The following is a 24,787-nucleotide window of genomic DNA, read 5'->3' on the forward strand; positions in this document are numbered from 1 at the left end:
GAGTACACGTCGGCCCGGACTTGGGCGGGTGCTGGGATCAGCCCCGGGCCCTGCCGCCACGCCCCGTCGTCCGCCGCGAGGGCGGGCGGGAGGGTGACGACAGTGCCGCAACGAGCCTCCTCGACGCCGTGCCGGCCGGCACGGGGAGAGCGACGGCATCATGGACCGATGAGCTCCGCCGCCGGTCCCCAAGTCCCCAACGTCCGCGGCCCCGTTGCGTACGACGCGCTGCCCGGGGCGCTGCGCAACGTCGCCTACTCGGCCGCCCGCCATCCGGGAGCCGGGCCACCTGAATGCCCGTCACACCCGGCCGGACCTGCGGCGGGTACGGCGCCGCCCCCGGACCTCGCCGGCGGCGCCAACTGCCAGCGCTACGCCTATGCCGTGCTGGCCCACTTCGGGCTGCGGGTGCCGCCGCTGCGCTCGGCCGAGCTGTGGGCGGACCGCGGGGCGACCCGCCGGGCCGCTCCGCCGGAGCCGCTGGACCTGGTGCTCTTCGACGCCGGTCCGCTCGCCGGGCGGCCGGAGGGATACGGTGCGCACGTCGGCGTCCACCTGGGACCGGATCGGGTGCTGCACCTGTGCCGGGAGGTGGGCCGGCCGGCGGTGTGGGGCTACGCCGACTTCACGGCCCGGCCGCGGTACGCCCGCTTCCTGGGCGCGAAGCGGGTGGTGCCGGACGGCTTCCGGGAGGGGTAGCGGACCGGACCGGCCGGACCGGTCGGAACGGGGCCGGTCAGAAGTCGCCGCCGCCGAAGCCGCCGTCGCCGCCCCCGAAGTCCCCGCCGCCGAAGCCTCCGCCGAAGTCGCCGGGGTCGAAGTCGGCGCCGGTGACCTCGCCGCCCTCCGCCCCCTGGTTGCCGCCGAGGTCGGCGCCGTAGGCGGGGCCGGTCATCATGAGGTGGCCGAGGGTGGTGCCGATGAGCAGGCCGGGGAGCAGCCCGCCGCCGAAGTAGCCGCCGGCCCAGGGGGCGTAGGCGGGGCCCGCGTCCCAGTACGGGCGGTCGCCCTGCGGGGTGCGGACCGTGCGGGCCAGCGGCTCCCGGCCGTCGTCCAGTCGGCTCTTGTCGGCGGCGCAGACCGGGACGGTGCGCTCGGCGCCACCGGGCGGGGCCCAGGTCGCGTCGGTGACCGAGGGACCGTGCCGGGGGTCGAAGAAGCAGGGCAGCCGGCGCTCGGGCAGCGGCCGGCCCTCGCGGCGCGCGGCGAGCGTGGCGAGCGCGAAGCGCCCCTCCTCCAGTTCCTTGGTCACCGCCCGGACGTCGCCGGGGTGCTCGGCCGAGGCCATCGCCGACTTGGCGTCCTCGTAGGTGTCCAGGGCGCGGGAGTAGTCGGCGCGCATCGCGTCGTCGGCGCCGGGCTCGGCGGGGTTGAAGTCCAGTCGGTCCAGTTCCTCGCCGAAGGCGGTGATGTCCTCGTCGACCACGATCCGCAGGTCTTCGAGGGCGGCGCGCTCCTCCTCGGCCCGCTTGCGGCGGTTGCGGCGGGCGATGGCGTACGCGCCGCCGCCTCCGATGGCGATCAGCGCGCCGAGGCCGACCACGGTGCCGGTGTCGATCCCGCCGCCGGTGCCGCCCCAGGAGGCCGGGGCGTGGCCGTGGGCCTCGGTGGCCGCGGTGTCGACGAAGCTGTTGAGGCGCGCGGAGACGGTCGGGTACTGCGAGCGCTTGACGGCGCCGACGAGATTCTGGACCGCGGTGCGTGACATCACCCGGGGGTCGGCGCCGGCGTTGAAGCCGTCGCCGAACTCGACGGCGTAGACCCCGCTGATGCCGACCTTGGTCCGCAGGTCCCGGAGCAGGGTGGACGGCTGGTAGTCGGAGGTCCGGGGCAGGACGGCGACGAAGACCGGCCTGCCGGAGTCCTTGATCTTCTTGGCGAGGGCGTCCGCCTCAGTGGCCGAAAACTGACCTGAGGCGCGGGGGTCGACGTAGACCGGGCCCTTCCGCAGGGCGGCGGCCGCCTCGTCCAGCCCACCCGCGGCATGCGCGCCGGGCGCGGCCACGGTGACCATCGCGAGGAGGGCCGCCAGCAGCAGGAGCACCGGTCCGATCAGCACACGGCGGGTTGCGGTCTTCATGGCTCCGACGCTACCCGAACGGCACTTTCAGGACACCCTCGCCAGTTTACGGATTTTTTACTTACCTCTGGGTTGCGGCGGGTAGTATCCCGCCTCGCCGCCGAGCTGTCGCGCCGGAGCTGTCCATGCAGGTGGTCGCCGGGCGCGGGCCTTTGATGATCAAGGTCGCCGGGGATGTTCCGGCTCGTCCCTCCCCGTCGAAGCCCGGGCGCGCCCCACGGCAGCGCCGGCGCAAGGACCCGAGGAACGACTCGTCCCCTCCCCGAGGAAAGGAGGACGCGATGGGCAGGGTCGCCGAGGCGGCCAACTCCCTCGCCATCGCGGTCGCCGCCACCGCGGTCGGCTGCACGCTGGTCCTCGAACTGGCCCCCGCGCACCACGTGGGCTCCGCACGCCCCGTCTCCCCCAGCGTCTCCCCCGCGGTCGCCGCGCGCACCGCCACCACCGGCCGCGCCGCCGTCACCCACCGCGGGCCGGACGTCCCCGAGGACCCCGCCGTCCCGGAGGGGCCGGTGGATCGCGACGGGCCGGTGGATCGCGCCGGCCCGGACGATCCGGCGGGCCCGGAGGACCGTGCGGACCCGGGGGTTCCTGAGGACCCGCAGGCTCCGGATGACCAGCGGGCCCCGGACGCCGACGCCGCGGCCGCCGCGCCGGGCCCGGCGCGGGCCCGCCCCGCCGACTCCCCGCCGGACGCGGCGCCGCCCGGCACCGGGCGGCCCCCGGCCGGGCGGATCCAGGTCACCGCGCCCACCGACCAGGCGAGCCTGCGGGTCAACGGCAGCTTCCCAGTCGCCTGGACCAACACCACCGGCACCGAGGTGGACGTCTGGTTGAACGCCGCGGCCGGCCCCGGCCGGATACAGCGGCTGGCGCTGGTCTCCCCACGGGCCGGTGCCGGCCGGGCCGGCGAGGTCCTGGTGACCCTGCCCGAGGTGCCGCCCGGCCCGGCCTACGCCCTGGAGGTGACCGCCGGCAACGGCGCGGCGCACGCCTTCAGCCGACCGTTCGCCGTCACGAACTGACGGGACGACAGCAGGCGGGACTTCGCGGACTCGGCCTAGGGCGCGGCCAGGTCCACCAGGGTGGCCAGCGCGTCCCGGTGGCGCCCCGGCGTGCCGAGGGCGAGTTCGTCGGCCTTGGCGCGCTTGAGGTAGAGGTGCGCAGGGTGCTCCCAGGTCATCCCGATGCCGGCGTGCAGCTGGATGCACTCCTCGGCGGCGCGCACCGCCACCGGCGCGCAGTACGCCTGGGCCACCGCGACCGCCACCTGCGCGTCCGGGCCGTCGCCGGCCAGCGCGTCGGCGGCGTTGCGGGCCGCGGCCCGGGCCGAGGCGACGTCCAACCACAGCGCGGCCATCCGGTGCTTGAGCGCCTGGAACGAACCGATCGGGCGGCCGAACTGGGTGCGCTCACCGGCGTACCGCACGGTTTCGGTCAGGCACCACTCGGCGAGGCCGAGTTGCTCCGAGGCGAGCAGTCCGGCGCCGGTGCGCAGCGCGCGCTCGACGGCGGTACGGGCCCGCTCCCCGCGGGCCAGCGGGCGGCCGGGGGCGCCCTCGAAGACCACGTGGGCCAGCGGCCGGGTCAGGTCGAGCGGGGTGACCGGCTCGGTGCGCACGCCGTCCGCCGCGGCGTCCACCGCGTAGAGCGCCGGGCCGTCCGGGCCCTCGGCGGGGACGAGCAGCAGTCCGGCGCCGGCGGCGTCCGCGACCGAGGTGACCCGCCCGGTGAGCGCGCCGGCGGCGTCCGCCCGTACGGTGGCCGGGCCGGTCCCGCCGGGCGCGGTCGGCAGCGGGACGGCGAGCGCCCCGACGGTGCGGCCCTCGGCGAGGTCGGCCAGCGGGCCGGCGACCTCGGCCCGGCCGGTGTCGCAGCCCAGCAGCGCGGTGACCGCGAGCACCGCGCTGCTCAGATAGGGCACCGGCGCCACCGCGCGGCCCAGTTCCTCCAGGACGACGGCGGCCTCCCGGGGGCCCGCGCCCTGTCCGCCGAACTTCTCGGGGACCAGCAGACCGGCGGCGCCGATCTCGGCGGTCAGGGCCCGCCACAGCTCCGGGTCGTAGGGCCGGCCGGTCTCCAGGGCGGCGAGCACGGTGGCCGGATCGCAGCGGTCGGTGAGGAGGGCGCGTACGGCGGCGCGCAGGGCGTCCTCCTCCTCGGAGTAGAGGAGGTCGGGCTCGGCGGCGGGGGTCGTGGGGGTCATCGGGGGAGGTCCTTCCACGCGACGTCCTTGTCGGTGCGCGGCTCGGGCGGCAGGCCCAGGACGCGCTCGGCGACGATGTTGAGCAGCACTTCGGAGGTGCCTCCCTCGATGGAGTTCCCCTTGGCGCGCAGATAGCGGTAGCCGGCCTCGCGGCCGGTGAAGTCGACGCCCTCGGGGCGGCGCAACGTCCAGTCGTCGTAGGCGAGTCCGTCCTCGCCGAGGAACTCCACCTCCCAGCCGCTGATCTGCTGGGCGAGCCGGGCGAAGGCCAGTTTCATGCCGCTGCCCTCGGGGCCGGGCTGGCCCTTGGTCAGTTGCTGGCGCAGCCGTTCACCGGTGAGGCGGGCGACCTCGGCCTCCACCCAGAACGTCAGCAGCCGCTGGTGCAGGTCGTGGGTGCGCAGCTCGGGGCGGTCGCGCCAGGCCGCCGCGGCCACGCCGATCATCCCGCCCTCACGCGCGCTGCGGGCGCCGCCGATGGCGACCCGTTCGTTCATCAGCGTGGTCCGGGCGACCTGCCAGCCGTCGCCGACGGCGCCGAGCCGATGGGCGTCGGGGATCTCGACGCCGCTGAGGAAGACCTCGTTGAACTCCGCCTCGCCGGTGATCTGGCGCAGCGGGCGCACGTCGACGCCGGGGTCGGTCATGTCGCAGACGAAGTACGTCAGCCCCTGGTGCTTGGGCACGGCCGGGTCGGTGCGGGCGACCAGGATCGCCCAGCGCGCCAGATGGGCGCTGGAGGTCCAGACCTTCTGCCCGTCCACCACCCAGTCGCCGTCCTCGTCCCGGACGGCGCGGGTGGCCAGCGCGGCCAGGTCGGAGCCGGCGCCGGGCTCGCTGAACAGCTGGCACCACACCTCCTCGCCGGTCCACAGGGGCCGCAGGAAGCGCTGCTTCTGCTCCTCGGTGCCGTAGCGCAGGAGGGTCGGCGCGGCCATTCCCAGGCCGATGCCGATCCGGCTGGGGGTGTTGTCCGGGGCGCCGGCGGCGGCGAGTTCGGCGTCCACGACGGCCTGGAGGGAGCGCGGGGCGTCCAGGCCGCCGAGCCCCTCGGGGAAGTGCACCCAGGCCAGTCCGGCGTCGAAGCGGGCGCGCAGGAAGTCCAGCCGGTCGGTGGTCTTCGGGGGGTGGGTGGCGAGCAGTTCGGCGGTGCGCCGGCGCAGGTCGGCGGCGTCGGTCATCGGTTCTCCTCCGTTCCGGGAACCACCACGAGGCGGCCGACGGAGTCCCCGTCGGCGACCCGTTGGACGGCGTCGGCGGCCCCCGCCAAGGGGACCCGGTCGCCGATCAGGGGCTTGATCGCCCCCTGGGCGGCGAGCTTGGTCAGCTCCTCGTGGCAGGCGTCGACAGCGGCCGGGTCCTTGGTGTTGTACAGGCCCCAGTGCAGGCCCAGGATCGCGTAGTTCTTGACCAGGGCATGGTTGAGGGCCGGGGTGGGGATGGCGCCGCCGGCGAAGCCGACGACGAGGATCCGGCCCTCGAAGGCGATGCACTTGGTGGACTTGGCGTACGCGTCGCCGCCCACCGGGTCGTAGACCACGTCCGCGCCGCGTCCGCCGGTGGCCTCCTTCACCGCCGCGACGAGGTCGTCGGACCGCCGGTCGAGGACCAGGTCGCAGCCCAACTCGCGGGCGGTGCGGGCCTTTTCGGGGCCGCCCACGACGCCGATGACCCGGGCGCCGGCGGCCCGGCCGAGCTGGACCGCGGCGCTGCCGACGCCGCCGGCCGCGGCGTGCACCAGCAGCGTCTCGCCCGCCTGGAGCCGGGCCCGGCGGTGCAGTCCGAACCAGCCGGTCTGGTAGCCGATGTGCAGTGCGGCGGCCTCGGCGTCGTCCAGTGCCTCGGGGGCCGGCCGGACCGCCGCGGCGTCGGCGACGGCCAGCTCCGCGAAGCCGCCGCCGGGCAGTGCCGGCTGGGCCAGTACCCGCGCGCCGACCTCGCCGGTCGCGCCCTGGCCCACCGCCAGCACCTCGCCGCAGATCTCCACGCCGGGGGTGAACGGGAGCGGTGGCCGGACCTGGTACTGGCCCCGGCACAGCAGCGCGTCGGGGAAGTTGACGTTGGCGGCCCGCACCCGCAGCAGCAGCTGGCCGGGGCCGGGCTGCGGGTCCGGCACCTCCTCCAGCCGCATCGCCGCTCGCGGCTCCCCGTTCGCGTGCACGCGCCATGCCTTCACGTGATGCCTCCACAGACCTGAAGTCGTACGGCCGGTGCGGGGCCGGACCCGGCCCTCGCCACCGGCATACTAAGCGGTCGGTAACATCCAGGGAACAGTTCCGGCCGGCCCCGTCGCGGGCGATCCGCCGGTCCCGGAGCGGGCCCCGATCGGCAGCCTGCCCCTGACAGGGACAGGCGACCCGGCCACCGCGTGACGCACACTGGCGGGCATGGACGCTTCCGCCACCACCGGCCCCTCCGCACTGGGGGACTTCCTGCGCACCCGCCGCGCCCGGCTGCAGCCGGAGGACGTCGGCCTGGTCTCCTACGGGGCGCGCCGCCGGGTCCCCGGACTGCGGCGCGAGGAGCTCGCCCAGCTCGCCGGCGTCAGCGTCGCCTACTACACCCGCCTCGAACAGGGCCAGAGCCACAACGCCTCGGAGGGCGTGCTGGACGCCCTGGCCCGGGCGCTCCGGCTGACCCCCGACGAGCGCGCCCACCTGCGGCAGCTCGCCCGCCCGACGCCGAACCGGCGCCGCCCGGCGGTCCGCCCCGACACCGCCCGCCCCGGCGTGCGGCAGCTGCTCGCCGCCGTGGACGGCGTGCCGGCCCTCGCCCTCGGGCCGCGCTTCGAGGTCCTGGCGTGGAACCGCCTCGGGCACGCCCTGATCGCCGGCCACCTGGACTTCGACAGCCCGTCCCGCCCGCTGGACCGGCCCAACACCCAGCGGCTGCTCTTCCTCGACCCGCACACCCGCGAGCTCTACCCCGAACGCGAGGGGGAGACCCGGCGCGCGGTCGCCTCGCTGCGGGTGGCCGCCGGGCAGCGCCCCGACGACCAGCAACTGGCCGAGCTGATCGGTGAGTTGTCCATGAAGAGCACCGAGTTCAGCGGTCTGTGGTCGCGCCACGTGGTCAACAACTGCACCTTCGGCACCAAGCACTTCCACCATCCGCTGGTGGGCGAACTGGCCCTGGACTTCGAGATGATGCAGACCCCGGACGGCTCCGGCCAGGGCGTCCTGATGTTCTCCGCCCCCGTGGGCTCGCCCTCCGAGGCCGCGCTACGGCTGCTCGCCGCGGAACGCGGCCCAGACGTCCGGGTCCTCGAACCCCAGCGCCCATAGGCCCCGGCCCCGCACCCCGTACTGCGCCAGCAGCGGCAGCTGCGCCCGGACGCCCCGCGCGTCCTGGTACCAGACCTCGTGCCGCTCACCGCCGCGCGCGTAGCGGAAGTGCGGGGTGCCGGAGACCTCGTCGAAGGTGTACGGGGCGCCCACCCGCTTCCGCAGCGCCTCGGCCTCGTGCCAGGTCACGTGCGTGGCGCGCCGGCCGCTGCCCGGCACCCAGTCCCAGCCGTACCCGGGGAACGCCAGCTCGATCCGGTCCCGGGGCACCTCGGCGGTGGCCTGGCGCAGGATCTCCGCGTACCACTCCTTCGAGGACAGCGGTCCCGGCTCCCCCATGGACCAGTGCAGGTCGTAGCCCATGTAGCGCACGGTGTCGGCGAGCGCGCCCAGCCTCCGGTAGTCGAAGGCCGCGCCGGCGCCCCGGGTCCGCGGCATCACCGTCACCACGCACGTCTTGCCGCTGCCGTGCAGCCGGGCGCAGAGCTCGCCGACGAGCGTGACGTAGCCGCTGCGCACCCGCTCCCGGGCCGCCGCGTCGCCGGTCACCGCCATCGTCTCGTAGTCCAGGTCGATGCCGTCGTACCCCTGGCGCGCCACCGTCGCCACCAGCGCGTCGACATGGGCCCGGCGCCGCGCCGGGTCGTGCAGGAGTGCCGCCATCGCCGTGGCGTCCGGCGTCTCGGTCACCGTGGGCACCACCGCGATGCCGGCCCGGTGCAGCCCCGCCACCATGTCCGGGCGGACCGCGCCGGGCCGGCCGGTGACCGCGCGCTCGGACGTCGCCTCGTACCAGAAGGGGCTGACCGTGTGCAGCTGCCCGGCGTGCGCCAGCGCGTCCCGGTAGGCCCCCTCGACGTCGCCCCAGAACGGCAGCCACGCCGACATCCCGCGCTCCCGCGTCCGGGGCGCGGGAGCCGCCCCGGACGGCAGCACCGCCCCCGCCATCAACACCAGGGCCAGCAACAGCACTCCGCCGACCCGCTTCCGCATCCGCCACGTCCACGTCATGCCCCGAGCCTCGCCCGGTCCGGCCCCCGGCACTCCTCGACGCGGCCGAACGGCGGGGTGGTGGCCGGTGGCTACGCCGTGCCGTCGAGCCGTCGGCACAGCCGCCGGGCCTGCCGCTCCGCGGTGCCGGGCGGGTTCCGCGGGAGCGCGGCGTGCAGGGTGCGGACGGTCTGCGCCCAGGCGGCCAACTGTCGTTCGGTCAGGGGGGTTCCGCGCAAGGGGGTGCCGGGCAGCCGGGACATCACCAGGGTGGGCGGGTCGCCGGCGTGCGCCGGGGCGTGGGAACTCAGCAGGGTCGGGGCGACGCCCGGGGCGTGTCTGCCGAGCAGGGTCAGCGCGCGCCGTTCGCGCACGTAGGGGCCGGGCCCCTCGACAGCGCGGAAGCGTTTGACGACGCGGTCCGGGTGGAGGGTGAGGTCGTGGGTGTGCCAGCGGCCGGTTCCGGAGGGCGCGGGCGGCGGTGTCCGGTGGGTGTTCACCGGACGGACGGTGGCACGGGCGCAAGGCCGCGGCAAGGACGGCGGCCGGCGACATCGGGCGGTCGCCGGCCGCGGGGGCGGTCGGTCGTCGTTCAGGCCGTGGTCGGGTCCGGGGTGCGTTCGCCGGGACGGGTCTCCTCGATCCGGCCGGCCGCGAGGGCCTCGGCGAGGGTGAGGCGGTCCTGGGCGAGGGCGACGCAGGTCGCGGTGGCCATGCGCAGGACGGTGTCGGGGTGGGTGGCGGGGCCGTCGGCGTAGCGGGCGGCGGCCGGGCCGTCCGGGTCGAGGACGATGTGGAAGGCGCCCTCGTCCAGGGCGACGTCGATGACGCGGACCGCGTCGCCCGGGTAGTGCCGGGCGAGCCGGGCCATCAGCGGGACCGCGGACCAGTGGGCGCGGACCGCGTCGGTGGGGCGCTGCTCGTCGAGGGCCGGGGCGCCCCAGTCGGCGAGTGCGGTCAGGGCCGGGAGCAGGGCGCGGCCGCGCGGGGTGAGTTCGTAGACGAAGGCGGCGCCCGGTGGGGGGAGGCGGCGGCGGGTGAGCAGTTCGTCGCGCTCCATGTCCTTCAGGCGGGAGGCGAGCATGTCCGTACTGACGCCCGGCAGGTCGGCGTGCAGGTCGGTGTAGCGGCGGGAGCCGCCCAGCAGTTCCCGGACGATCAGCAGCGTCCAACGGTCGCCGACGGCGTCCAGGGCCCGGGCGACGGCGCAGTACTGGTCATAACTTCGGCGCGGCATGACACCAGCATAGACATGTGATTGGATTTTCCAAGCTAGAAGTTGGGAAAACCAAGTACGGTGTCACGCGTGCTGCCGCGCCCCGCGGCGGGCGAGAGAACCAGGGAGGCCGCCGCATGCAGTTCAAGCAGTCCAGCAAGATGGCCGACGTCTGCTACGAGATCCGCGGGCCGGTGATCGAGCACGCGGACGCGTTGGAGGAGGCCGGCCACAGCGTGCTGCGGCTGAACACCGGCAATCCGGCACTGTTCGGCTTCGAGTGCCCGGAGGAGATCCTCCAGGACGTGATGCGCAACCTCTCCCGCGCGCACGGCTACACCGAGTCCCGGGGCATCCTCGCCGCCCGCCGCGCGGTGGCCCAGCGCTACCAGGAGGCCGGGCTGACGGACGTCGACGTCGACGACGTCTATCTGGGCAACGGCGTCTCCGAGCTGGTCTCGATGGCGGTCCAGGCACTGCTGGACGACGGGGACGAAGTCCTCATCCCGGCGCCCGACTTCCCGCTGTGGACGGCGGTCACCAGCCTGGCCGGCGGCAAGCCGGTGCACTACCTGTGCGACGAGTCCGCCGACTGGCTGCCGGACCTCGATGACCTCGCCTCGAAGATCACCGACCGGACCCGGGCGCTGGTCATCATCAACCCCAACAACCCCACCGGCGCGGTCTATCCGCGCGAGCTGCTGGAGGGCATGCTCGACCTGGCCCGCCGCCACCAGCTGATGGTCTTCGCCGACGAGATCTACGACCGGATCCTCTACGACGACTCCGTCCACCACCACGCCGCGGTGCTCGCCCCGGACCTGGTGTGCCTGACCTTCAGCGGCCTGTCCAAGTCGTACCGGGTGGCCGGGTTCCGCTCCGGCTGGCTGGTGGTCTCCGGCCCCAAGGAGCACGCCGCGGACTACCTGGAGGGGCTGGGCACCCTCGCCTCCATGCGGCTGTGCCCCAACGCCCCGGCGCAGTACGCGATCCAGGCGGCTCTCGGCGGCCGGCAGACCATCACGGACCTGGTCCTCCCCGGCGGCCGGCTGCGCGAACAGCGCGACCGGGCCTGGGAGCGGCTCAACGAGATCCCGGGCGTCTCCTGCGTCAAGCCCAAGGGCGCGCTGTACGCGTTCCCCCGTCTCGACCCGGCGGTCCACAAGATCCACGACGACGAGAAGTTCGTGCTCGACCTGCTGCTGCGGGAGAAGATCCAGGTCGTCCAGGGCACCGGCTTCAACTGGCCGCGCCCGGACCACTTCCGGATCCTCACCCTCCCGCACGCCGACGACCTCGACGCGGCGATCGGCCGGATCGGACGCTTCCTCGCCGGATACCGGCAGTAGGGCGGGCGGCGCGGCCGGGGCGCCCGCCGCCCCCGGCCGCGGTCATGGTCGCGCACCACCCGAACGGGCGTACTGGTTTTCCCGCGGTGCTCCCCCGTCCCACCTGCCCGGTCCTCCGTGCCGGGCCGCCCACCACGGGCAGGCGCTCTTGAGCGGACCGCCCGCAGCGGCTTAGGTGGAGGGCGGCAATCCTGCCGCCGCCCGGAGGGGAGAGGGAAGCGATGCCCGTACGACCGTCGGTATCGGAAGCGGAACTCGAGGCCCACTTGAGTGGGATCTGCTTCAAGACGGGCCCGCCGCGCCGCATAGGCGTCGAGATAGAACTGCTGGTCCACGACGCGCACAACCCTCGATGTCCGGTCCCACCGGATCGGATGCACCAGGCGGCCCGCGCACTGCGCGCCCAGCCGCTGCACTCCTGCCTCACCTTCGAACCCGGCGGCCAACTGGAGCTCAGCTCGCTGCCCGCCGACTCCCTCACCGCCTGCGTCGAGGCGGTGGCCGCCGATCTCGCCCGGGTCCGGCCCGTCCTGCGGGAACTGGGCCTCGGTCTCGCGGGCCACGGCCACAATCCCTGGCACCCGCCCCGACGGGTACTCACCGCACCGCGCTACGACGCCATGGAGGCGTACTTCGACCGGCACGGACCGGCCGGCCGGTCCATGATGTGCGGCACCGCCTCCGTGCAGGTCTGCGTGGACGCCGGTCACGAGGAGCCGGGGCCGCTGGGGCTCGGCAGACGGTGGCTGCTGGCGCACCTGCTGGGTGCCGTGCTGGCCGCCGCGTTCGCCAACTCCCCGCTCGCCGAGGGGCGCCCGACGGGCTACCGCACCACCCGCCAGGCCATCTGGACGCAACTCGACCCGGGCCGCACCCTCGCCCCGCCCCAGGACGCGGAGCCGCGTACCGCGTGGGCCCGCTACGCCCTGGACGCCCCGGTGATGTGCGTCCGGAGCCAGGACGGCCCCTGGGACGCCCCGGAGGGCCTCACCTTCCGCGAGTGGATCCGCACCGGACTGCCCCGGCCGGTGACACGGGAGGACCTGGACTACCACATCACCACGCTCTTCCCGCCGGTGCGGCCGCGCGGTCATCTGGAGCTGCGGATGATCGACGCGCAGCCGGGCCCGGACGGGTGGATCGTGCCGCTGGCCGTCACCGCCGCCCTGTTCGACGATCCGGAGGCGGCCGAGTTCGCCTATCGGACCGTCAAGCCCCTTGCGGAGACGGCCGGCCTGCGCCCGCCGCCGGAGAACCCGCTGTGGCGGACCGCGGCCCGGGACGGGCTCACCGACCCCGAGCTGGGCGCCGCCGCGGTCGCCTGCTTCGCCGCCGCGCAGGAGGCGCTGCCGCGGCTGGGCGCCGCCCCCGGGATCCGGGCGGCGGTCGCGGAGTTCACCGAGCGCTATGTGGCGCGCGGCCGGTGCCCCGCCGACGACCAGCTGGACGCGCTGCCCGCAGCGGACGTCGCCGGCGGCCCGGACCCGGCGGGCGGCGGGCCCGGCGCCGCGGCCGAGGGCCGCCGCATCCGTGGGAAGGACAGCCTGTGACCATCGACCCCGAGCCGTTCCGGGAGCGGGCCGCCGCGGCGCTGCTCGCCGCCCGCGACCGCACCCGCCTGCTGACCGGCTGCGTCGAGGACCCCGACCTGGTCGCCCAGCACTCGCCGCTGATGTCCCCGCTGGTGTGGGACCTGACGCACATCGGCAACCAGGAGGAGCAGTGGCTGCTGCGCACCGTCGGCGGTCGTGACGCGCTGCGCCCGGACATCGACTCCGTCTACGACGCCTTCGAGCACCCGCGGGCCGAGCGGCCCGCGCTGCCGCTGCTGCCGCCGACCGAGGCCCGCGACTATGTGGCCGAGGTCCGCGGCCGGGTGCTGGACGTCCTGGAGCGCGCCGAGCTGCACGGCGGCCCGCTGCTGTCGGGCGGCTTCGCCTTCGGGATGATCGCCCAGCACGAACAGCAGCACGACGAGACGATGTTGATCACCCATCAGCTGCGCAAGGGCCCGCCGGTGCTCACCGCGCCCGAGCCGCCGCCCGCACCCACCGGCCCCCTGCCGTCCGAAGTGCTGGTCCCCGGCGGGCCGTTCCTGATGGGGACGTCCACCGAGCCCTGGGCGCTGGACAACGAACGCCCCGCGCACCGGCGGACGGTGCCGTCGTTCTTCCTCGACACCACCCCGGTGAGCAACGGCGCCTACCAGCGCTTCATCGAGGACGGCGGCTACGACGACCCGCGCTGGTGGGCCCCGGAGGGCTGGGCGCAGGTCGGCGAACACCGGCTGCGGGCGCCGCTGTTCTGGCGGCTGGAGGGCCGGCAGTGGCTGCGCCGGCGGTTCGGGGTGACCGAGCCGGTGCCGCCGGACGAGCCGGTGCTGCACGTCAGTTGGTACGAGGCGGACGCGTACGCGCGGTGGGCCGGGCGGCGCCTTCCCACGGAGGCCGAGTGGGAGAAGGCGGCCCGCCACGACCCGGCGTCCGGGCGGGACCGGCGCTACCCGTGGGGCGACGCGGACCCTTCGCCGGAGCACGCCAATCTCGGCCAGCGGCATCTGCGGCCGGCCCCGGTCGGCAGCTACCCCGACGGCGCCTCGCCGCTCGGCGTCCATCAGCTGATCGGCGACGTCTGGGAGTGGACGGCAAGCGACTTCCTGCCCTACCCCGGCTTCGCCGCGTTCCCCTACCGGGAGTACTCCGAGGTGTTCTTCGGCAGCGCGTACAAGGTGCTGCGCGGCGGCTCGTTCGCCGTCGACCCGGTCGCCTGCCGCGGCACCTTCCGCAACTGGGACCTTCCGGTGCGGCGGCAGATCTTCGCCGGGTTCCGCACCGCCCGGGACGCCGGGCCGGCGACCGAGGACCTGATCTGATGTGCCGTCATCTCGCCTATCTGGGCCCGGAGATGTCGCTCGGTCAGGTGGTGCTGGCGCCGCCGCACGGGTTGTACCGGCAGTCCTGGGCGCCGCGCCACCAGCGGCACGGCACGGTCAACGCGGACGGCTTCGGCGTCGGCTGGTACGCGCCCGGCGACCCGGTGCCGGCCCGCTACCGCCGGGCCGGGCCGATCTGGGCCGACGAGCAACTGCCCGACCTGGCCCGGGTGATCCGCACCGGGGCGCTGCTGGCCGCGGTCCGGGACGCCACCGTGGCCGGCGCCGACGCCGAGGCCGCCGCCGCGCCGTTCACCTCCGGGCGGTACCTCTTCAGTCACAACGGCGCGGTGGCCGGCTGGCCGGACGCCCTGGCACCGCTGGCCGCCGGGCTGCCCGCGGCGGAGCTGCTGCGGCTCCAGGCCCGCAGCGACACCGCGTTCCTGTGGGCGCTGGTGCACCACCGGCTGGCCGCCGGCGACGACCCGGGGCGGGCGCTGGCCGGCACGGTGGAGGAGGTCGCCGCGGCGGCCCCCGGCTCCCGGCTCAACCTGCTGCTCACCGACGGCACCTGCATCGCCGCGACCACCTGGGGCGACACCCTGTTCCACCGGGCCGTCCCCGGCGGCGGCCGGGTCGTCGCCTCCGAACCCTATGACGACTCCCCCCACTGGACCGAGGTCCCCGAGAGCACGCTGCTGTGCGCGACCCGCACCGAGGTCCATCTCACCCCGCTCAAGGAGCCCGCAACGTGAGCCCGCTCAGCATCACCCGCACCCTGCCCGCCGACGCCACCGCGGCCGCACTGCGCGCCGATGTCGTCGCGGGACTGTCCCGCACGCCCAAGCAGCTGCCGCCGAAGTGGTTCTACGACGCCCACGGCAGCGAGCTGTTCGACGAGATCACCACCCTGTCCGAGTACTACCCCACCCGCGCCGAACGCGAGATCCTGCTGGCCACCGCGGACCGGATCGCCGCCGCCACCGGCGCCCGCACCCTCATCGAGCTGGGCTCCGGCTCGTCCGACAAGACCCGCCACCTGCTGCGCGCGCTCACCGACCTGCACACCTACCTGCCGGTCGACGTCAGCGAGTCCGCGCTGCGGGCGGCCGGCGAGGGGCTGCTGGCCGAGCACCCCGGACTGACCGTGCACGCCCTGGTCGCCGACTTCCAGCAGGGCCTCACCCTGCCGCCCACGCCCGGACCGCGACTGCTGGCCTTCCTCGGCGGCACCATCGGCAACCTGCTGCCGGGCGAGCGGGCCGCGTTCCTGCGCGCCGTGCGCGACCTGCTCGCGCCCGGCGACGCCCTGCTGCTCGGCACCGACCTGGTCAAGGACGAGGCCACCCTGGTCGCCGCGTACGACGACGCCCGCGGGGTGACGGCCGCCTTCAACAAGAACGTCCTGGCGGTCATCAACCGCGAGCTGGGCGGCGACTTCGATCCGGAGGCGTTCGACCACGTCGCGCGGTGGAACGCCGCACAGGAGTGGATCGAGATGCGGCTGCGGGCCCGCACGGAACTGACCGTCAAGATCCCCGACGTGGACCTCATCGTGCCGTTCGAGGCCGGTGAGGAGCTGCGCACGGAGATCTCCGCGAAGTTCCGGGAGGAGGGGGTGCGCGCCGAACTCGCCGCCGCCGGGCTGCGGCTGACCGAGTGGTGGACCGACCGCGCCGGCCGGTTCGCGCTGTCGCTGGCGCTGCGGGTCTGACCCGTTCCGGCCACCGGGTGCCCTGTCCCCCGCCGATGTGGTTCGATGCCCCGATCGCACATCCGTACGCGTCGCCGGCTCGCCCGCCGCGTGCGGACCCACACGGGCTCGACGGAGGGGCAGGGCATGGGCACGGCGCTGGATCGGCGGAGTTTCCTCAGGGGCGCGGCGGGGCTGTCCGCCGCCGGGCTGCTCGCGGGCATCGGCGGTGGCGGGTCCGCGGCGGCCGCCGCCCCGGCCGCGGTGTCGGTGCGGGACTGGATGTCCGCCCTCGGCGACGCCACGCCCGTGCAGCGGCTGAGCATCCCCGGGACCCATGACTCCGGCGCCCGGATCGGCGGGCCGTGGGTGGAGTGCCAGAACACCTCGGTCACCGAGCAACTCGCCGCCGGCATCCGGTTCCTGGACGTCCGTTGCCGGGCCATCGACGACGTCTTCGCGATCCACCACGGTGCGTTCTTCCAGGAGCTGATGTTCGGCGACGTGCTCAACGCCTGCCGGGACTTCCTGCGGGCGCATCCGTCCGAGACCGTGCTGATGCGGGTCAAGCAGGAGTACTCGGAGGTCTCCGCGGCGGAGTTCCGCCGGATCTTCGAGATCTACCTGGACGGCAAGGGCTACCGCTCGCTGTTCCGGCTGGATCAGGGGCTGCCGACGCTGGGCGCGGCCCGGGGGCGGGTCGTGCTGCTGGCGGACTCCGACGGGCTGGGCGGGGTGCGGTACGCCGACCCGGCGCTGTTCGACATCCAGGACGACTACATGACCGAGCCGATCGGGAAGTACCCCAAGGTCGAGGCGCAGTTCCGCAAGGCCGTCGCCCAGCCCGGCAAGCTCTTCGTCAACTACGTCTCGACCGCCGCCCTGCTGCCGCCGCGGTCCAACGCCGACCGGCTCAATCCGCGGGTCAAGAGCCTGCTGGAGGGTTCCGAGGGCAGTGCCTGGCGGGGCCTGGGCATCGTCCCGATGGACTTTCCCAACGAGTTCGGGATGGCCGAGACCCTGATCCGGCACAACCTGGCCGGGCTCGGCGTCACTCTGCCGGCCCAGCCGCACACGTGATCGGCCGTCGAACCGAACCACTAGGCGCCGCCGTGCATCAGACTGGTTGAAATGTCTGGTTCCGGCGCTGGCCCCGCCCCGCACGACGGCGTGCGGTGCGGCGGCGCCGGCTGAAGCGCAAGGCGGCACCTGGTGGAGACGAGCGAACGCGAGCCCGGGGCGGCGGTACAGGATGCGCGGTGCGCGCCCGGCACGACCGGGGCGCCCCGGTCCGGGCCGGCGTCGGAACCGCCGGAGCCCGGCGGGCCGGTCCGCACCGGGCGGGCCCGCGCGGGGGTGCCGCTGCGGGTGACCCTGACGCTCGGGATACTGACGGTCGTCGTGGGCGGGACGGCGCTGGCCCTGAAGGCTGCGCGGCAGGACCCTTACGTGGCGCCCGGGAACCCGGCCACCGGGACGTACCTCGCCTCGCGGTCCGCCGGTGACCGGGCCGCCGCCGCGGTGCTGGCCGGTCCGTACCGCGAGGTGCCGGGACCGGCGGCGACCGCCGCGCGCGGGGCCGACGGCGCGCCGGCCCCGCTGCCCGTCTCCCGCCCGCTGGTGGCCAGTGCGGCGACCCCCGCGCCGCCGGTCGGCGCGCTCTTCTCCCCCGGCGACGACGGCGACCCCGGTCACTACTGCACCGCCAGCGTGGTGCACTCCCCCGCCGGGAACCTCGTCGCCACCGCCGCGCACTGCGTCCACGACGGCGGGTTCCGCACCCGACTGGTCTTCGCGCCCGGCCTGCACGACGGGGTCGCGCCGTACGGGCTGTGGGTGCCGACCCGGATCGACGTGGATCCGCGCTGGATCAGCGACCGGGACCCGGACCACGACGTGGCGTTCCTCCGGGTCCGCCGGCACGGCGGCACGGACCAGCGCATCGAGGACGTCACCGGCGCCGAGCAGATCCGGTTCGACGCCCCGCCCGGCCGGCCGGCGCAGTTGACCGGCTACCCGTCCGACCGCGACACCCCGGTCAGCTGCCGGCACACCGCGGACGCGGAGGGGCCGAGCCAGCTCCGCTTCCCCTGCGCCGGTTTCCCCAACGGGACCAGCGGCGGCCCGATGCTCACCGACGTCGATCCGGTGACCGGCACCGGCTCGCTCATCGGGGTGATCGGCGGCCAGGACGAGGGCGGCGACGACACCACGTCGTACAGCAGCCGCTTCGGGTCGGACGTGGCGGAGCTGTACCGGCGGGCCGTCCGGGGCTAGGGCCTGTCCGATGGGTCAGGGTCGGGCCGTCAGGCGCCGCCGCGCGGGACGACCGTGGCGAGGACCGACGGCAGCGGGTACCAGTCGGCGGTGGCGAGGCTGGCGTGCGCGGCGGCGAGTTTCCCGACCCGGGCCAGCGCCTCGGCCTCGGTGGGGTGGGTGGGGTCGAGGGCCGGGGGCACCTTGTGGGCGTCGGTCATGATGAGCAGGTAGTGCCGGGCGTCGTACCAGGAGGTGTCGATGGTGCCGTCGAGATACGTGGCCGCGTCGCCGTCGAACACCACGAACCAGGGGCGCAGGGCGGGGTCGGCGTAGCGCTCCCGGGGGTCGCCGGGCGCGGCGCCGTGGACGGCGGGGAAGGCGGTGGCCCGGCCCAACTGGCCGCGGGCCGCGAGGTCCTTGAGGTGGCCGGCGTACTCGACGTCGGTCCACAGCTTGTCGAGCGGGTTGTTCTCCTCGACGGTGCCCGGTATGAGCTCGAAGAGGAACTTGCCGGCCAGGTCGGCGCGCGAGGGCCAGCCGCCGGCCCGCACCGCCTCGTCCAGGGTGGTGCGGCCGGCCGCCAGGTCGCCGGGGCCGTATACCGCGTCGCCCAGTTTCTGCCGGATCAGGGCGTCGAACTCGGCCGGTCCGCGCCCGCCCTTGGCGTTGAAACCGTCCTTCATCTCGACCTTGACGAGGATCGGGCGGTGGCCGGGGTGGGCGTCGTGCCAGGCGCGCATGTCGGCGAGGCAGCCGGCGAAGCCCTGGTCGCGGTCCTTGGTGCGCAGTTCGGCGGCGGTGGTCGCGCCGACGCAGTTGCTGTTGTTCCCCAGCGGGTTGCTGTGCGCGACCCGCCACGACGCGCCCAGGCCGTTGGTCCAGACGTCCACCTCGACGAGGGCGGCGCCGGAGTCCAACGCGTCGGCGAAGTAGGGGTACTTGGCCTTCTCGTACGCGTTGTGGACCCCGACCGCGGTGGTGGTGTCGTAGGTGGAGGAGGCCGTCGTGGCGGCCGTCGCCGGGGCCGGCTCCGCGCCCGCCGGGGCGGTCACCGCGATCATCGCCGCCGCCGCGACGGCGACCGTTCCCGCACACCGCTTCCTGTTCATGTTCCCCGCTTTCCCCTGGTGTCCTGCCTGGTCGGTCAGCAGCGTACGGGAGTTGGCGGTCGGCGAGCGGAACGGGAGCAGGCACGATACGGTCAGCGACGCGAACGACTGAACGAAAGGGCGTACGAATGCAAAACCGGGGGAACACGACCACCTCCAACGGGCTGTCCTGGGCGGCGGCGGTGTCGACGGGGATGGTGGCGCTGTACATCACGCTGGTGGCCTTCGGGAACATCACCGACTTCGGCACCAACCAGGCGTACGTCCGCCATGTGCTGGCGATGGACACCACCTTCCAGGACCCGGACCTGATGTGGCGGGCCATCACCTCGCGGACGGTACAGGACGCCGCGTATGTCGCGGTGATCGTCTGGGAGTCGGCGGCGGCGCTGGTGCTGCTGGCGGCCACCGCGCTGTGGGCGCTGCGGGGGCGGTCCGGCGGTGCCGCGCGGGCCCGGCGACTGGCCACCGTGGGGCTGCTGATGATGATGGTGCTGTTCGGCGCCGGGTTCTGGGCGATCGGCGGCGAGTGGTTCTCGATGTGGCAGTCGAAGCAGTGGAACGGGGTCGAGGCCGCGGTGCGGAACTTCCTCATGACCGGCGTGGTGCTGCTCCTGGTGCAGCTGTCGGGGATGGCGCCGGGGACGACCGCGCGGCCGGCCGGCACGGACGACGGCGCCGAGGACTAGGCACGATCGGCGACGTCGATCGGCGGCGGGTGCGGGAGGATCCCGCACCCGCCGCCGGCGGTTCGGCCGGGCGTCAGCCGGCCGCGTAGACGTCCTCGATGTAGCGGCCGGAGGCGGTCAGTTCGCGCAGCCACGCCTCCGACTCCTGTTCCGAGGCGCCGGTGCCGGCCCGGTGCACGGCGCGGAAGGCGGCCCGGACGCCGGGGGCCATCCGGCTGCCGTCCCCGCAGACGTAGACCCGGGCCCCGGCCCGCAGCAGCTCCCACACCTCGGCGGCCTCGGCCTCGATCCGGTGCTGGACGAAGCGGTGGCCGCGCTCGGGGCGGGCGCTGAAGACGGGGCGGACGGCGAGCGCGCCGGCCCGCTCGGCGGCGGCGAACTCCGCGGCGTGCAGGAAGTCGCCGTCGGGGTCGTCGCAGCCGAAGTAGAGCCGGGCCGAGGTGGTCCGGCCGGTGGCGACGCGGTCGGCGACGGCGCCGCGGAAGGGCGCCAGTCCGGTGCCGGCGGCGACCATGATGACCGGGGTGTCGTCGGCCGGGTCGAGGCGGAACGCCTCCCGGCACGGCTGGACCCGGGCCAGCACGGTGTCACCGGGCCGCAGGGTGTGCAGATACGTCGAGCCGGTGCCGCCGGGCAGCAGCGAGACCATCAGGTCGGCGTGCCGGGGGTCGGCGGCGGGCGACGACGACAGCGAGTAGTGGCGGATGCGGAGCGGCGACAGCAGTTCCAGCACCACCGGCCAGGGCAGTGCGCCGCGCAGCGCGGGGTGCGCCTCGATCAGCTCGACGAGGGTGCGCGGATCGTCCTCGGGGAGGTTCTCCAGGGCGTGCCGCTCGGGCGGGCAGGGGTTGTGGGCGGCGAGCAGGGCGCGCTGTTCGGCGGTCGGGCGGGTGTTCAACTCCAGGTGATGCGTAAGGAGTTGACGGACCGTCAACGGCCGGTCGACGGGCAGGGTGGCGCGGGCCGGGCGGCCGGTGGGCGGGCGCAGCGCCAGGACGGTGTCCAGGTCGACGCCGAGCGCCCGCGCGGTGCGGGCCACCGCCTCCGGGGTGTTGACCGGCAGCACGGCGAGGTGGTCGGCGGTGCGGTAGCCGACGCCGTCGGGCAGCGCCAGCCGCAGGAAGCGCTTGGGGCGCGGCCAGCCCTCGGCGGTCAGGTCGTACGCCTCGGTGACGGTCATCGGGACGAGGTCGTGCCGGGCGGCGAGCGCGTCGAGCGGGCCACCAGTGAGCGCGGTGACGGCGTAGCCGGAGTCGTCGACGGCGTCGGAGGCGGCGTCACCGATGGTCGTCGGGTCGCCGTGGCGGATCAGCAGCTCGACGCGGAGCGCGGCGGCGAACTCCTTGACGGTGCCCATGAGTTCACCGGAGGCGTCGGCCTCGGCGCGGGGCAGCAGCCGCGCCCCGCCGAGCGCGGTCAGCCGGTCGTCGATGAGGGTGGGGACCTGCTGGTAGGTCGCGGCCCAGTTGCGGTCGCCGACGCCCAGCACGGCGTAGCCGACGCCGGCCGCCGCGCCCTCGGGGGCGGTGGAGAGCCAGGCGGTGAAGTCGGTGGCGTCATCGGTCGGCTGGCCGTTGTAGGAGGCGGCGACGATGACGACGGGGCGGTCGGCGGGGAGCCCGCCGGCGTAGGCGTTGAGCGGGGCGACGTCGGTGGCGAAGCCCAGGGCGGCGGCCTCGTCGGCGAGCCGCTCGGCGAACTCCCGGCAGGTGCCGTAGTTGGTGCCGTGCAGCAGGAGCAGGCCGGTGTCCTGCGGGACGCGGGTGGGCAGGCCGTCGTCGGGGGCGGCGCCGGTGGCGGTGTCCTCGGGGGACCCGCCGGGCAGCACGGCCAGCGCGGCGCGGACCGCGGCCCGGTCGGCGGGGGTGCGGGGGGCGAGCGCGAGGGTGAAGCCGTCGGGCTTGAGGGTGAGGGTCTCCTTGACGCGGAGCCGGTAGCCGGTGTGGTCGATCAGCCGGTAGCGGTGCACCAGCAGCGCCAGCAGCATGGTCGCCTCGTGCAGCGCGAACTGCCGCCCGATGCAGGCGCGTTCACCGGTGCCGAAGGGCTTGTAGGCGTGCGGGGAGCGGGCCGCCTCGGCCTCCGGGGTGAAGCGGAACGGGTCGAACGCCTCGGGGTTGTCGCCCCAGACCGGGTCGCGGTGGAGCATCGGGGTGAGGACGGTGACCAGTTCGCCGGCCGCGACCGGGTAGCGGCCGCCGAGCACGGTGTCGGTGCGGGCCTGGCGGGTGAAGGCGGCGGCGGTCGGCCACAGGCGCAGCGCCTCGTTGAGGACCTGACGGGTGAACGCCAGCTTGCCGATGTCCTCGAAGGAGGGGTCCGGGTCGGGGTCGTCGCCCCACAGCTCGTCCGCCTCGCGCTGCGCCAGCCGCAGCGCGACCGGGTCCTTGAGCAGGTGGTACAGGGCGAAGGACAGCGCGCCGGAGGTGGTCTCGTGGCCGGCGATCAGGAAGGTGATGACCTGGTTGCGGATGTTGGCGAGGTCCAGGACCGGGCCCTGGTGCGCACCGTCGCCGTCCCCGGCGGCGAGCATCAGGCCCAGCAGGTCGTCGTCGCGCTGCTCCCCGCTGGCCCGGCGGGCGGCGATCACCTCGTCGACGACGGACGCGAGGTAGTCGGCGTCCGCGCGGAACGCCGCGTCGGCGGCGGAGTGGTCGGTGCCCGGCCGGCGGGCGAACCTGGTCATGCTCCACTCCAGGCAGCGCACCATCGCGTCGACGAAGGGGTGCGGGGTGTCCCGGGAGAACGACTCGAAGTCGAAGCCGAAGCCGGCCAGTCCGATGGTGTCCAGCGTCATCCGGGTCATGTCGTCGGCGACCTCGATGGGACGGCCCTCGGCCATCCGTCGGTCCCAGGCCGCCATGACCCGGCGGGCGACCTTCAGCATCGCCGGGTGGTACGTCCGCATCGAGCCCAGCGCGAAGGCCGGCATCAGCAGCTCGTGGGCCTTGGCCCAGTTGGGCTCGTCGTTGTAGGCGGTGAACAGACCGTCACCGGCGAACTCCCGCACGTCCTCCAGGATCACCGAGACGCCCTTGGCGAAGCGGGTCTCGTCGGAGACCTCGGTGACCAGGTCGAGGGAGGAGAGGAACAGCGTCTCGCGCGCACCGAACTTGCGCAGATAGGCCGGGCCGTGGATCCGCGCGAGGTCCATGGCCTGCTGTAGGGGTGTGTTGCTGATGCCGGTCGCCGTGAGGTCCGCGACCGGGGCGCCCATGGCGTCCGTGAGGTCGCCCGTCCGGGGTGCGATGGTGTCGGTCATGTCTCCAGCGTGACCGGCCCGGTGACCGCCCTCGCCCCAGGGAACTGCATGATTGTGCAGTGGTTCGTCGTCGCGCACTCTTGCGCACGGGGCGAGGATGGGGCAGGGGCGGCCGGCGGCACGGGAGAAAGGGCGGAAACCGGGCGATGGGCGGAGCGACGCACGGTGGTGCGCCGGAGGACGACCCGGGCGGGGACTGTCCACGCCGGGAGCCGCAGGCCCTGCCCGACCCGCCCCCGGCCGGTTCCTACCGCGACTACTTCGTGATGCTGCTGTACCGCATCCCCACGCCGATCGCGGTGTGCCGGGCGGACGGTATGGTGCTGATCGCCAATCCGGCGATGGCGGCGCAGTGGGGCGCGGTCCCCGGGCAGTTGCGCGGCCGCAACCTGCTCGACCGGTTCCGGCCCCGGGACCCGGCGCAGATCGCCCGGATCATGGAGGCGCTGCGGCTGGGCCGGCGGTCCCGCTATCCGGTCGAGGTGCGGTGGCGGACCGGGCCCGACGAGCCGGAGCGGCAGGGCGAGCTGACGATCGATCCGGTCGGCGACCCGTCCGCGGCACCGCCGGCACTGCTGGCCCTGTTGCGGGAGGACGGCGGGGCCGTCGCCGCCGCCCCGCCGGCCGTGCCACGCGCCGCGGCCAGCCCCGTCGAGGCCCGGATCCTGGCGCTGGCGGCCGGCGGGGCGACCACCGCCGCGGTCGGCAGCGCCCTGGGCCTGACCGTCGACGGGGTGAACTACCACCTCACCCGGCTGGCCCGCCGCTGGCGCGTGCAGGGCCGCACCGCGCTGGTGGCGAAGGCGTACGTGCTCGGGGTGCTCGCCCCGGACCGCTGGCCGCCGGCGCCCGCGGCACCCGAGGACGGCGACGCGCACCCCACCGCCCCCTGAGCCCGACTGCACGTGTGTGCGGATAACCTCGCTGGTGTGGAGGACAATGCAGCCGCGCGGTTCGAGCGCGGAACGGACGGCCCGAAGGTCATCGTCGTCGGCGTCGACGGCTCCGACTCGTCCTGGCGCGCCGCGGCGTACGCGGCCGGACTGGCCAGGCGCCAGGGCTCGAAGCTGGTGATGGTCTACGTCCAGCCGGTGCTGGCGACCGGGGCCGCGATGGGCGCGCCGGTCATGGACGCCACCAACGAGGTGGCCGAGGAGCTGATGGCCGAGATCCGCCGGGCCACCGAGCGGCTCGACGGGATCTACCAGCTGCGGTGGGAGTTCCACACCCTGCGTGGTGACCCGTACAACGGCATGGTGCAGATGGCCGACGAGCTCAGGGCGGACGCGGTGGTGGTGGGCGCCTCGGAGTCCGCCGGACACCGGATCATGGGCTCGGTCGCGGTGCGCCTGGTGAAGGCCGGCCGGTGGCCGGTCACAGTGGTCCCCTAGGTCGTGTCCGGCAGGTCGTGTCCGGCTCCGCTGGTGAGCCGGACGCGGCTGAGGCACGGTGGAGGGTGGACGGGCGGAGTGCCGCCCCGACGAGGGAGACCACCGTGACCGACCGCACCTATCGCGTCACCGAGATCGTGGGGACGTCCCAACAGAGCGTGGACGCCGCGATCCAGAACGGCATCAAGCGCGCCTCCAACACCCTGCGCAATCTCGACTGGTTCGAGATCACGCAGGTCCGCGGCCATATCGTCGAGGGCCGGATCGACCACTACCAGGTCGGTCTGAAGGTCGGTTTCCGGCTGGAGGACACGGGCTGAAGCACCGGGGCCGAATGGCTCCCCGCCGCCGCGTCGCCTTCGTCCGGCGTCGCCGGCGGTCCATGAT

General features: G+C 74.9%; 23 protein-coding genes. 14 read left to right on the forward strand and 9 right to left on the reverse strand.

Annotated elements, in window-relative coordinates:
* The first annotated feature begins 168 nt into the window (after positions 1 to 168).
* A complete protein-coding gene (locus SNOUR_RS07790) occupies positions 169 to 699 on the forward strand; it encodes a CHAP domain-containing protein (RefSeq protein ID WP_067344948.1) in 531 nt (176 codons plus the stop codon).
* 37 nt (positions 700 to 736) lie between these two features.
* Here SNOUR_RS07790 and SNOUR_RS07795 read toward each other — a convergent pair whose 3' ends face one another.
* Positions 737 to 2,080 (reverse strand): hypothetical protein, encoded by a 1,344-nt coding sequence (locus SNOUR_RS07795; protein ID WP_067344950.1) that lies wholly within the window; start codon positions 2,078 to 2,080, stop codon positions 737 to 739.
* A gap of 281 nt (positions 2,081 to 2,361) precedes the next feature.
* On the opposite strand from SNOUR_RS07795, the gene SNOUR_RS07800 reads away from it, so the two are divergent.
* Entirely contained in the window at positions 2,362 to 3,105 is a 744-nt protein-coding gene (locus tag SNOUR_RS07800) for a hypothetical protein (protein WP_067344952.1), read from the forward strand.
* 35 nt (positions 3,106 to 3,140) lie between these two features.
* Here the strand turns inward: SNOUR_RS07800 and SNOUR_RS07805 are convergent, their stop codons facing one another.
* From SNOUR_RS07805 to SNOUR_RS07815, 3 genes are read right to left on the reverse strand one after another with little or no spacing between them, the layout of a single operon-like run.
* Positions 3,141 to 4,286, reverse strand: coding sequence for an acyl-CoA dehydrogenase family protein (locus SNOUR_RS07805; RefSeq protein WP_067344954.1), 1,146 nt, complete (start codon positions 4,284 to 4,286; stop codon positions 3,141 to 3,143).
* Positions 4,283 to 5,467 carry an acyl-CoA dehydrogenase family protein gene (locus SNOUR_RS07810; RefSeq protein WP_067344956.1) on the reverse strand — a complete coding sequence of 395 codons (1,185 nt, stop codon included), beginning with the start codon at positions 5,465 to 5,467 and terminating at the stop codon, positions 4,283 to 4,285. The genes SNOUR_RS07805 and SNOUR_RS07810 overlap by 4 nt, the downstream gene beginning before the upstream one ends.
* Positions 5,464 to 6,462: an NADPH:quinone oxidoreductase family protein gene (locus SNOUR_RS07815; RefSeq protein ID WP_067344958.1), complete on the reverse strand. Its 999-nt coding sequence runs from the start codon at positions 6,460 to 6,462 to the stop codon at positions 5,464 to 5,466. Before SNOUR_RS07815 ends, SNOUR_RS07810 begins: the two co-directional genes overlap by 4 nt.
* A gap of 211 nt (positions 6,463 to 6,673) precedes the next feature.
* On the opposite strand from SNOUR_RS07815, the gene SNOUR_RS07820 reads away from it, so the two are divergent.
* A complete protein-coding gene (locus SNOUR_RS07820) occupies positions 6,674 to 7,570 on the forward strand; it encodes a helix-turn-helix transcriptional regulator (protein ID WP_067344959.1) in 897 nt (298 codons plus the stop codon).
* Here SNOUR_RS07820 and SNOUR_RS07825 read toward each other — a convergent pair.
* From SNOUR_RS07825 to SNOUR_RS07835, 3 genes are all read right to left on the reverse strand, one after another.
* On the reverse strand, positions 7,508 to 8,581 hold the full coding sequence (locus SNOUR_RS07825; RefSeq protein WP_079142339.1) for a glycosyl hydrolase family 18 protein: 1,074 nt from the start codon (positions 8,579 to 8,581) through the stop codon (positions 7,508 to 7,510). The genes SNOUR_RS07820 and SNOUR_RS07825 overlap by 63 nt on opposite strands.
* 71 nt (positions 8,582 to 8,652) lie before the next feature.
* Positions 8,653 to 9,060, reverse strand: a complete 408-nt coding sequence (locus SNOUR_RS07830) for a phosphotransferase (RefSeq protein WP_067344961.1) — start codon at positions 9,058 to 9,060, stop codon at positions 8,653 to 8,655.
* A 92-nt stretch (positions 9,061 to 9,152) separates the two neighbouring features.
* On the reverse strand, positions 9,153 to 9,797 hold the full coding sequence (locus SNOUR_RS07835; protein ID WP_067344963.1) for a winged helix-turn-helix transcriptional regulator: 645 nt from the start codon (positions 9,795 to 9,797) through the stop codon (positions 9,153 to 9,155).
* Positions 9,798 to 9,913: 116 nt separating this feature from the next.
* On the opposite strand from SNOUR_RS07835, the gene SNOUR_RS07840 reads away from it, so the two are divergent.
* The 7 genes from SNOUR_RS07840 (at position 9,914) to SNOUR_RS07870 (ending at position 17,967) form a co-directional block, all read left to right on the forward strand.
* Entirely contained in the window at positions 9,914 to 11,125 is a 1,212-nt protein-coding gene (locus SNOUR_RS07840) for a pyridoxal phosphate-dependent aminotransferase (protein WP_067344965.1), read from the forward strand.
* A 221-nt stretch (positions 11,126 to 11,346) separates the two neighbouring features.
* Positions 11,347 to 12,675 (forward strand): ergothioneine biosynthesis glutamate--cysteine ligase EgtA, encoded by a 1,329-nt coding sequence (gene egtA, locus SNOUR_RS07845; protein ID WP_067344967.1) that lies wholly within the window; start codon positions 11,347 to 11,349, stop codon positions 12,673 to 12,675.
* Positions 12,672 to 13,997: an ergothioneine biosynthesis protein EgtB gene (gene egtB, locus SNOUR_RS07850; protein ID WP_067344969.1), complete on the forward strand. Its 1,326-nt coding sequence runs from the start codon at positions 12,672 to 12,674 to the stop codon at positions 13,995 to 13,997. The genes egtA and egtB overlap by 4 nt, the downstream gene beginning before the upstream one ends.
* Positions 13,997 to 14,752 carry an ergothioneine biosynthesis protein EgtC gene (egtC, locus tag SNOUR_RS07855; protein WP_067344971.1) on the forward strand — a complete coding sequence of 252 codons (756 nt, stop codon included), beginning with the start codon at positions 13,997 to 13,999 and terminating at the stop codon, positions 14,750 to 14,752. The genes egtB and egtC overlap by 1 nt, the downstream gene beginning before the upstream one ends.
* Positions 14,749 to 15,711: an L-histidine N(alpha)-methyltransferase gene (egtD, locus tag SNOUR_RS07860; protein ID WP_067344973.1), complete on the forward strand. Its 963-nt coding sequence runs from the start codon at positions 14,749 to 14,751 to the stop codon at positions 15,709 to 15,711. Before egtC ends, egtD begins: the two co-directional genes overlap by 4 nt.
* A gap of 126 nt (positions 15,712 to 15,837) precedes the next feature.
* Positions 15,838 to 16,770: a phosphatidylinositol-specific phospholipase C gene (locus SNOUR_RS07865; protein WP_067344975.1), complete on the forward strand. Its 933-nt coding sequence runs from the start codon at positions 15,838 to 15,840 to the stop codon at positions 16,768 to 16,770.
* Positions 16,771 to 16,902: 132 nt separating this feature from the next.
* A complete protein-coding gene (locus SNOUR_RS07870; RefSeq protein WP_067344978.1) occupies positions 16,903 to 17,967 on the forward strand; it encodes a trypsin-like peptidase domain-containing protein in 1,065 nt (354 codons plus the stop codon).
* 29 nt (positions 17,968 to 17,996) lie between these two features.
* Here the strand turns inward: SNOUR_RS07870 and SNOUR_RS07875 are convergent, their stop codons facing one another.
* On the reverse strand, positions 17,997 to 19,058 hold the full coding sequence (locus SNOUR_RS07875; protein ID WP_067344980.1) for a phosphatidylinositol-specific phospholipase C domain-containing protein: 1,062 nt from the start codon (positions 19,056 to 19,058) through the stop codon (positions 17,997 to 17,999).
* Positions 19,059 to 19,186: 128 nt separating this feature from the next.
* Between SNOUR_RS07875 and SNOUR_RS07880 the strand changes: the two genes are divergently transcribed.
* Positions 19,187 to 19,747 carry a DUF2165 domain-containing protein gene (locus SNOUR_RS07880; protein ID WP_067344982.1) on the forward strand — a complete coding sequence of 187 codons (561 nt, stop codon included), beginning with the start codon at positions 19,187 to 19,189 and terminating at the stop codon, positions 19,745 to 19,747.
* Between the two features lie 73 nt (positions 19,748 to 19,820).
* Here SNOUR_RS07880 and SNOUR_RS07885 read toward each other — a convergent pair whose 3' ends face one another.
* Positions 19,821 to 23,009 (reverse strand): cytochrome P450, encoded by a 3,189-nt coding sequence (locus SNOUR_RS07885; protein ID WP_067344984.1) that lies wholly within the window; start codon positions 23,007 to 23,009, stop codon positions 19,821 to 19,823.
* A gap of 146 nt (positions 23,010 to 23,155) precedes the next feature.
* Between SNOUR_RS07885 and SNOUR_RS07890 the strand changes: the two genes are divergently transcribed.
* The 3 genes from SNOUR_RS07890 to SNOUR_RS07900 all read left to right on the forward strand — a co-directional run bounded on the left by SNOUR_RS07890 (position 23,156) and on the right by SNOUR_RS07900 (position 24,720).
* Positions 23,156 to 23,902, forward strand: a complete 747-nt coding sequence (locus tag SNOUR_RS07890; RefSeq protein ID WP_067344986.1) for a PAS domain-containing protein — start codon at positions 23,156 to 23,158, stop codon at positions 23,900 to 23,902.
* A gap of 36 nt (positions 23,903 to 23,938) precedes the next feature.
* Positions 23,939 to 24,400 carry a universal stress protein gene (locus SNOUR_RS07895; RefSeq protein WP_067344988.1) on the forward strand — a complete coding sequence of 154 codons (462 nt, stop codon included), beginning with the start codon at positions 23,939 to 23,941 and terminating at the stop codon, positions 24,398 to 24,400.
* A 104-nt stretch (positions 24,401 to 24,504) separates the two neighbouring features.
* Positions 24,505 to 24,720, forward strand: a complete 216-nt coding sequence (locus SNOUR_RS07900; protein WP_039630682.1) for a dodecin — start codon at positions 24,505 to 24,507, stop codon at positions 24,718 to 24,720.
* Positions 24,721 to 24,787 lie beyond the last annotated feature (67 nt).

Source organism: Streptomyces noursei ATCC 11455, from assembly GCF_001704275.1.
GTDB lineage: Bacteria > Actinomycetota > Actinomycetes > Streptomycetales > Streptomycetaceae > Streptomyces > Streptomyces noursei.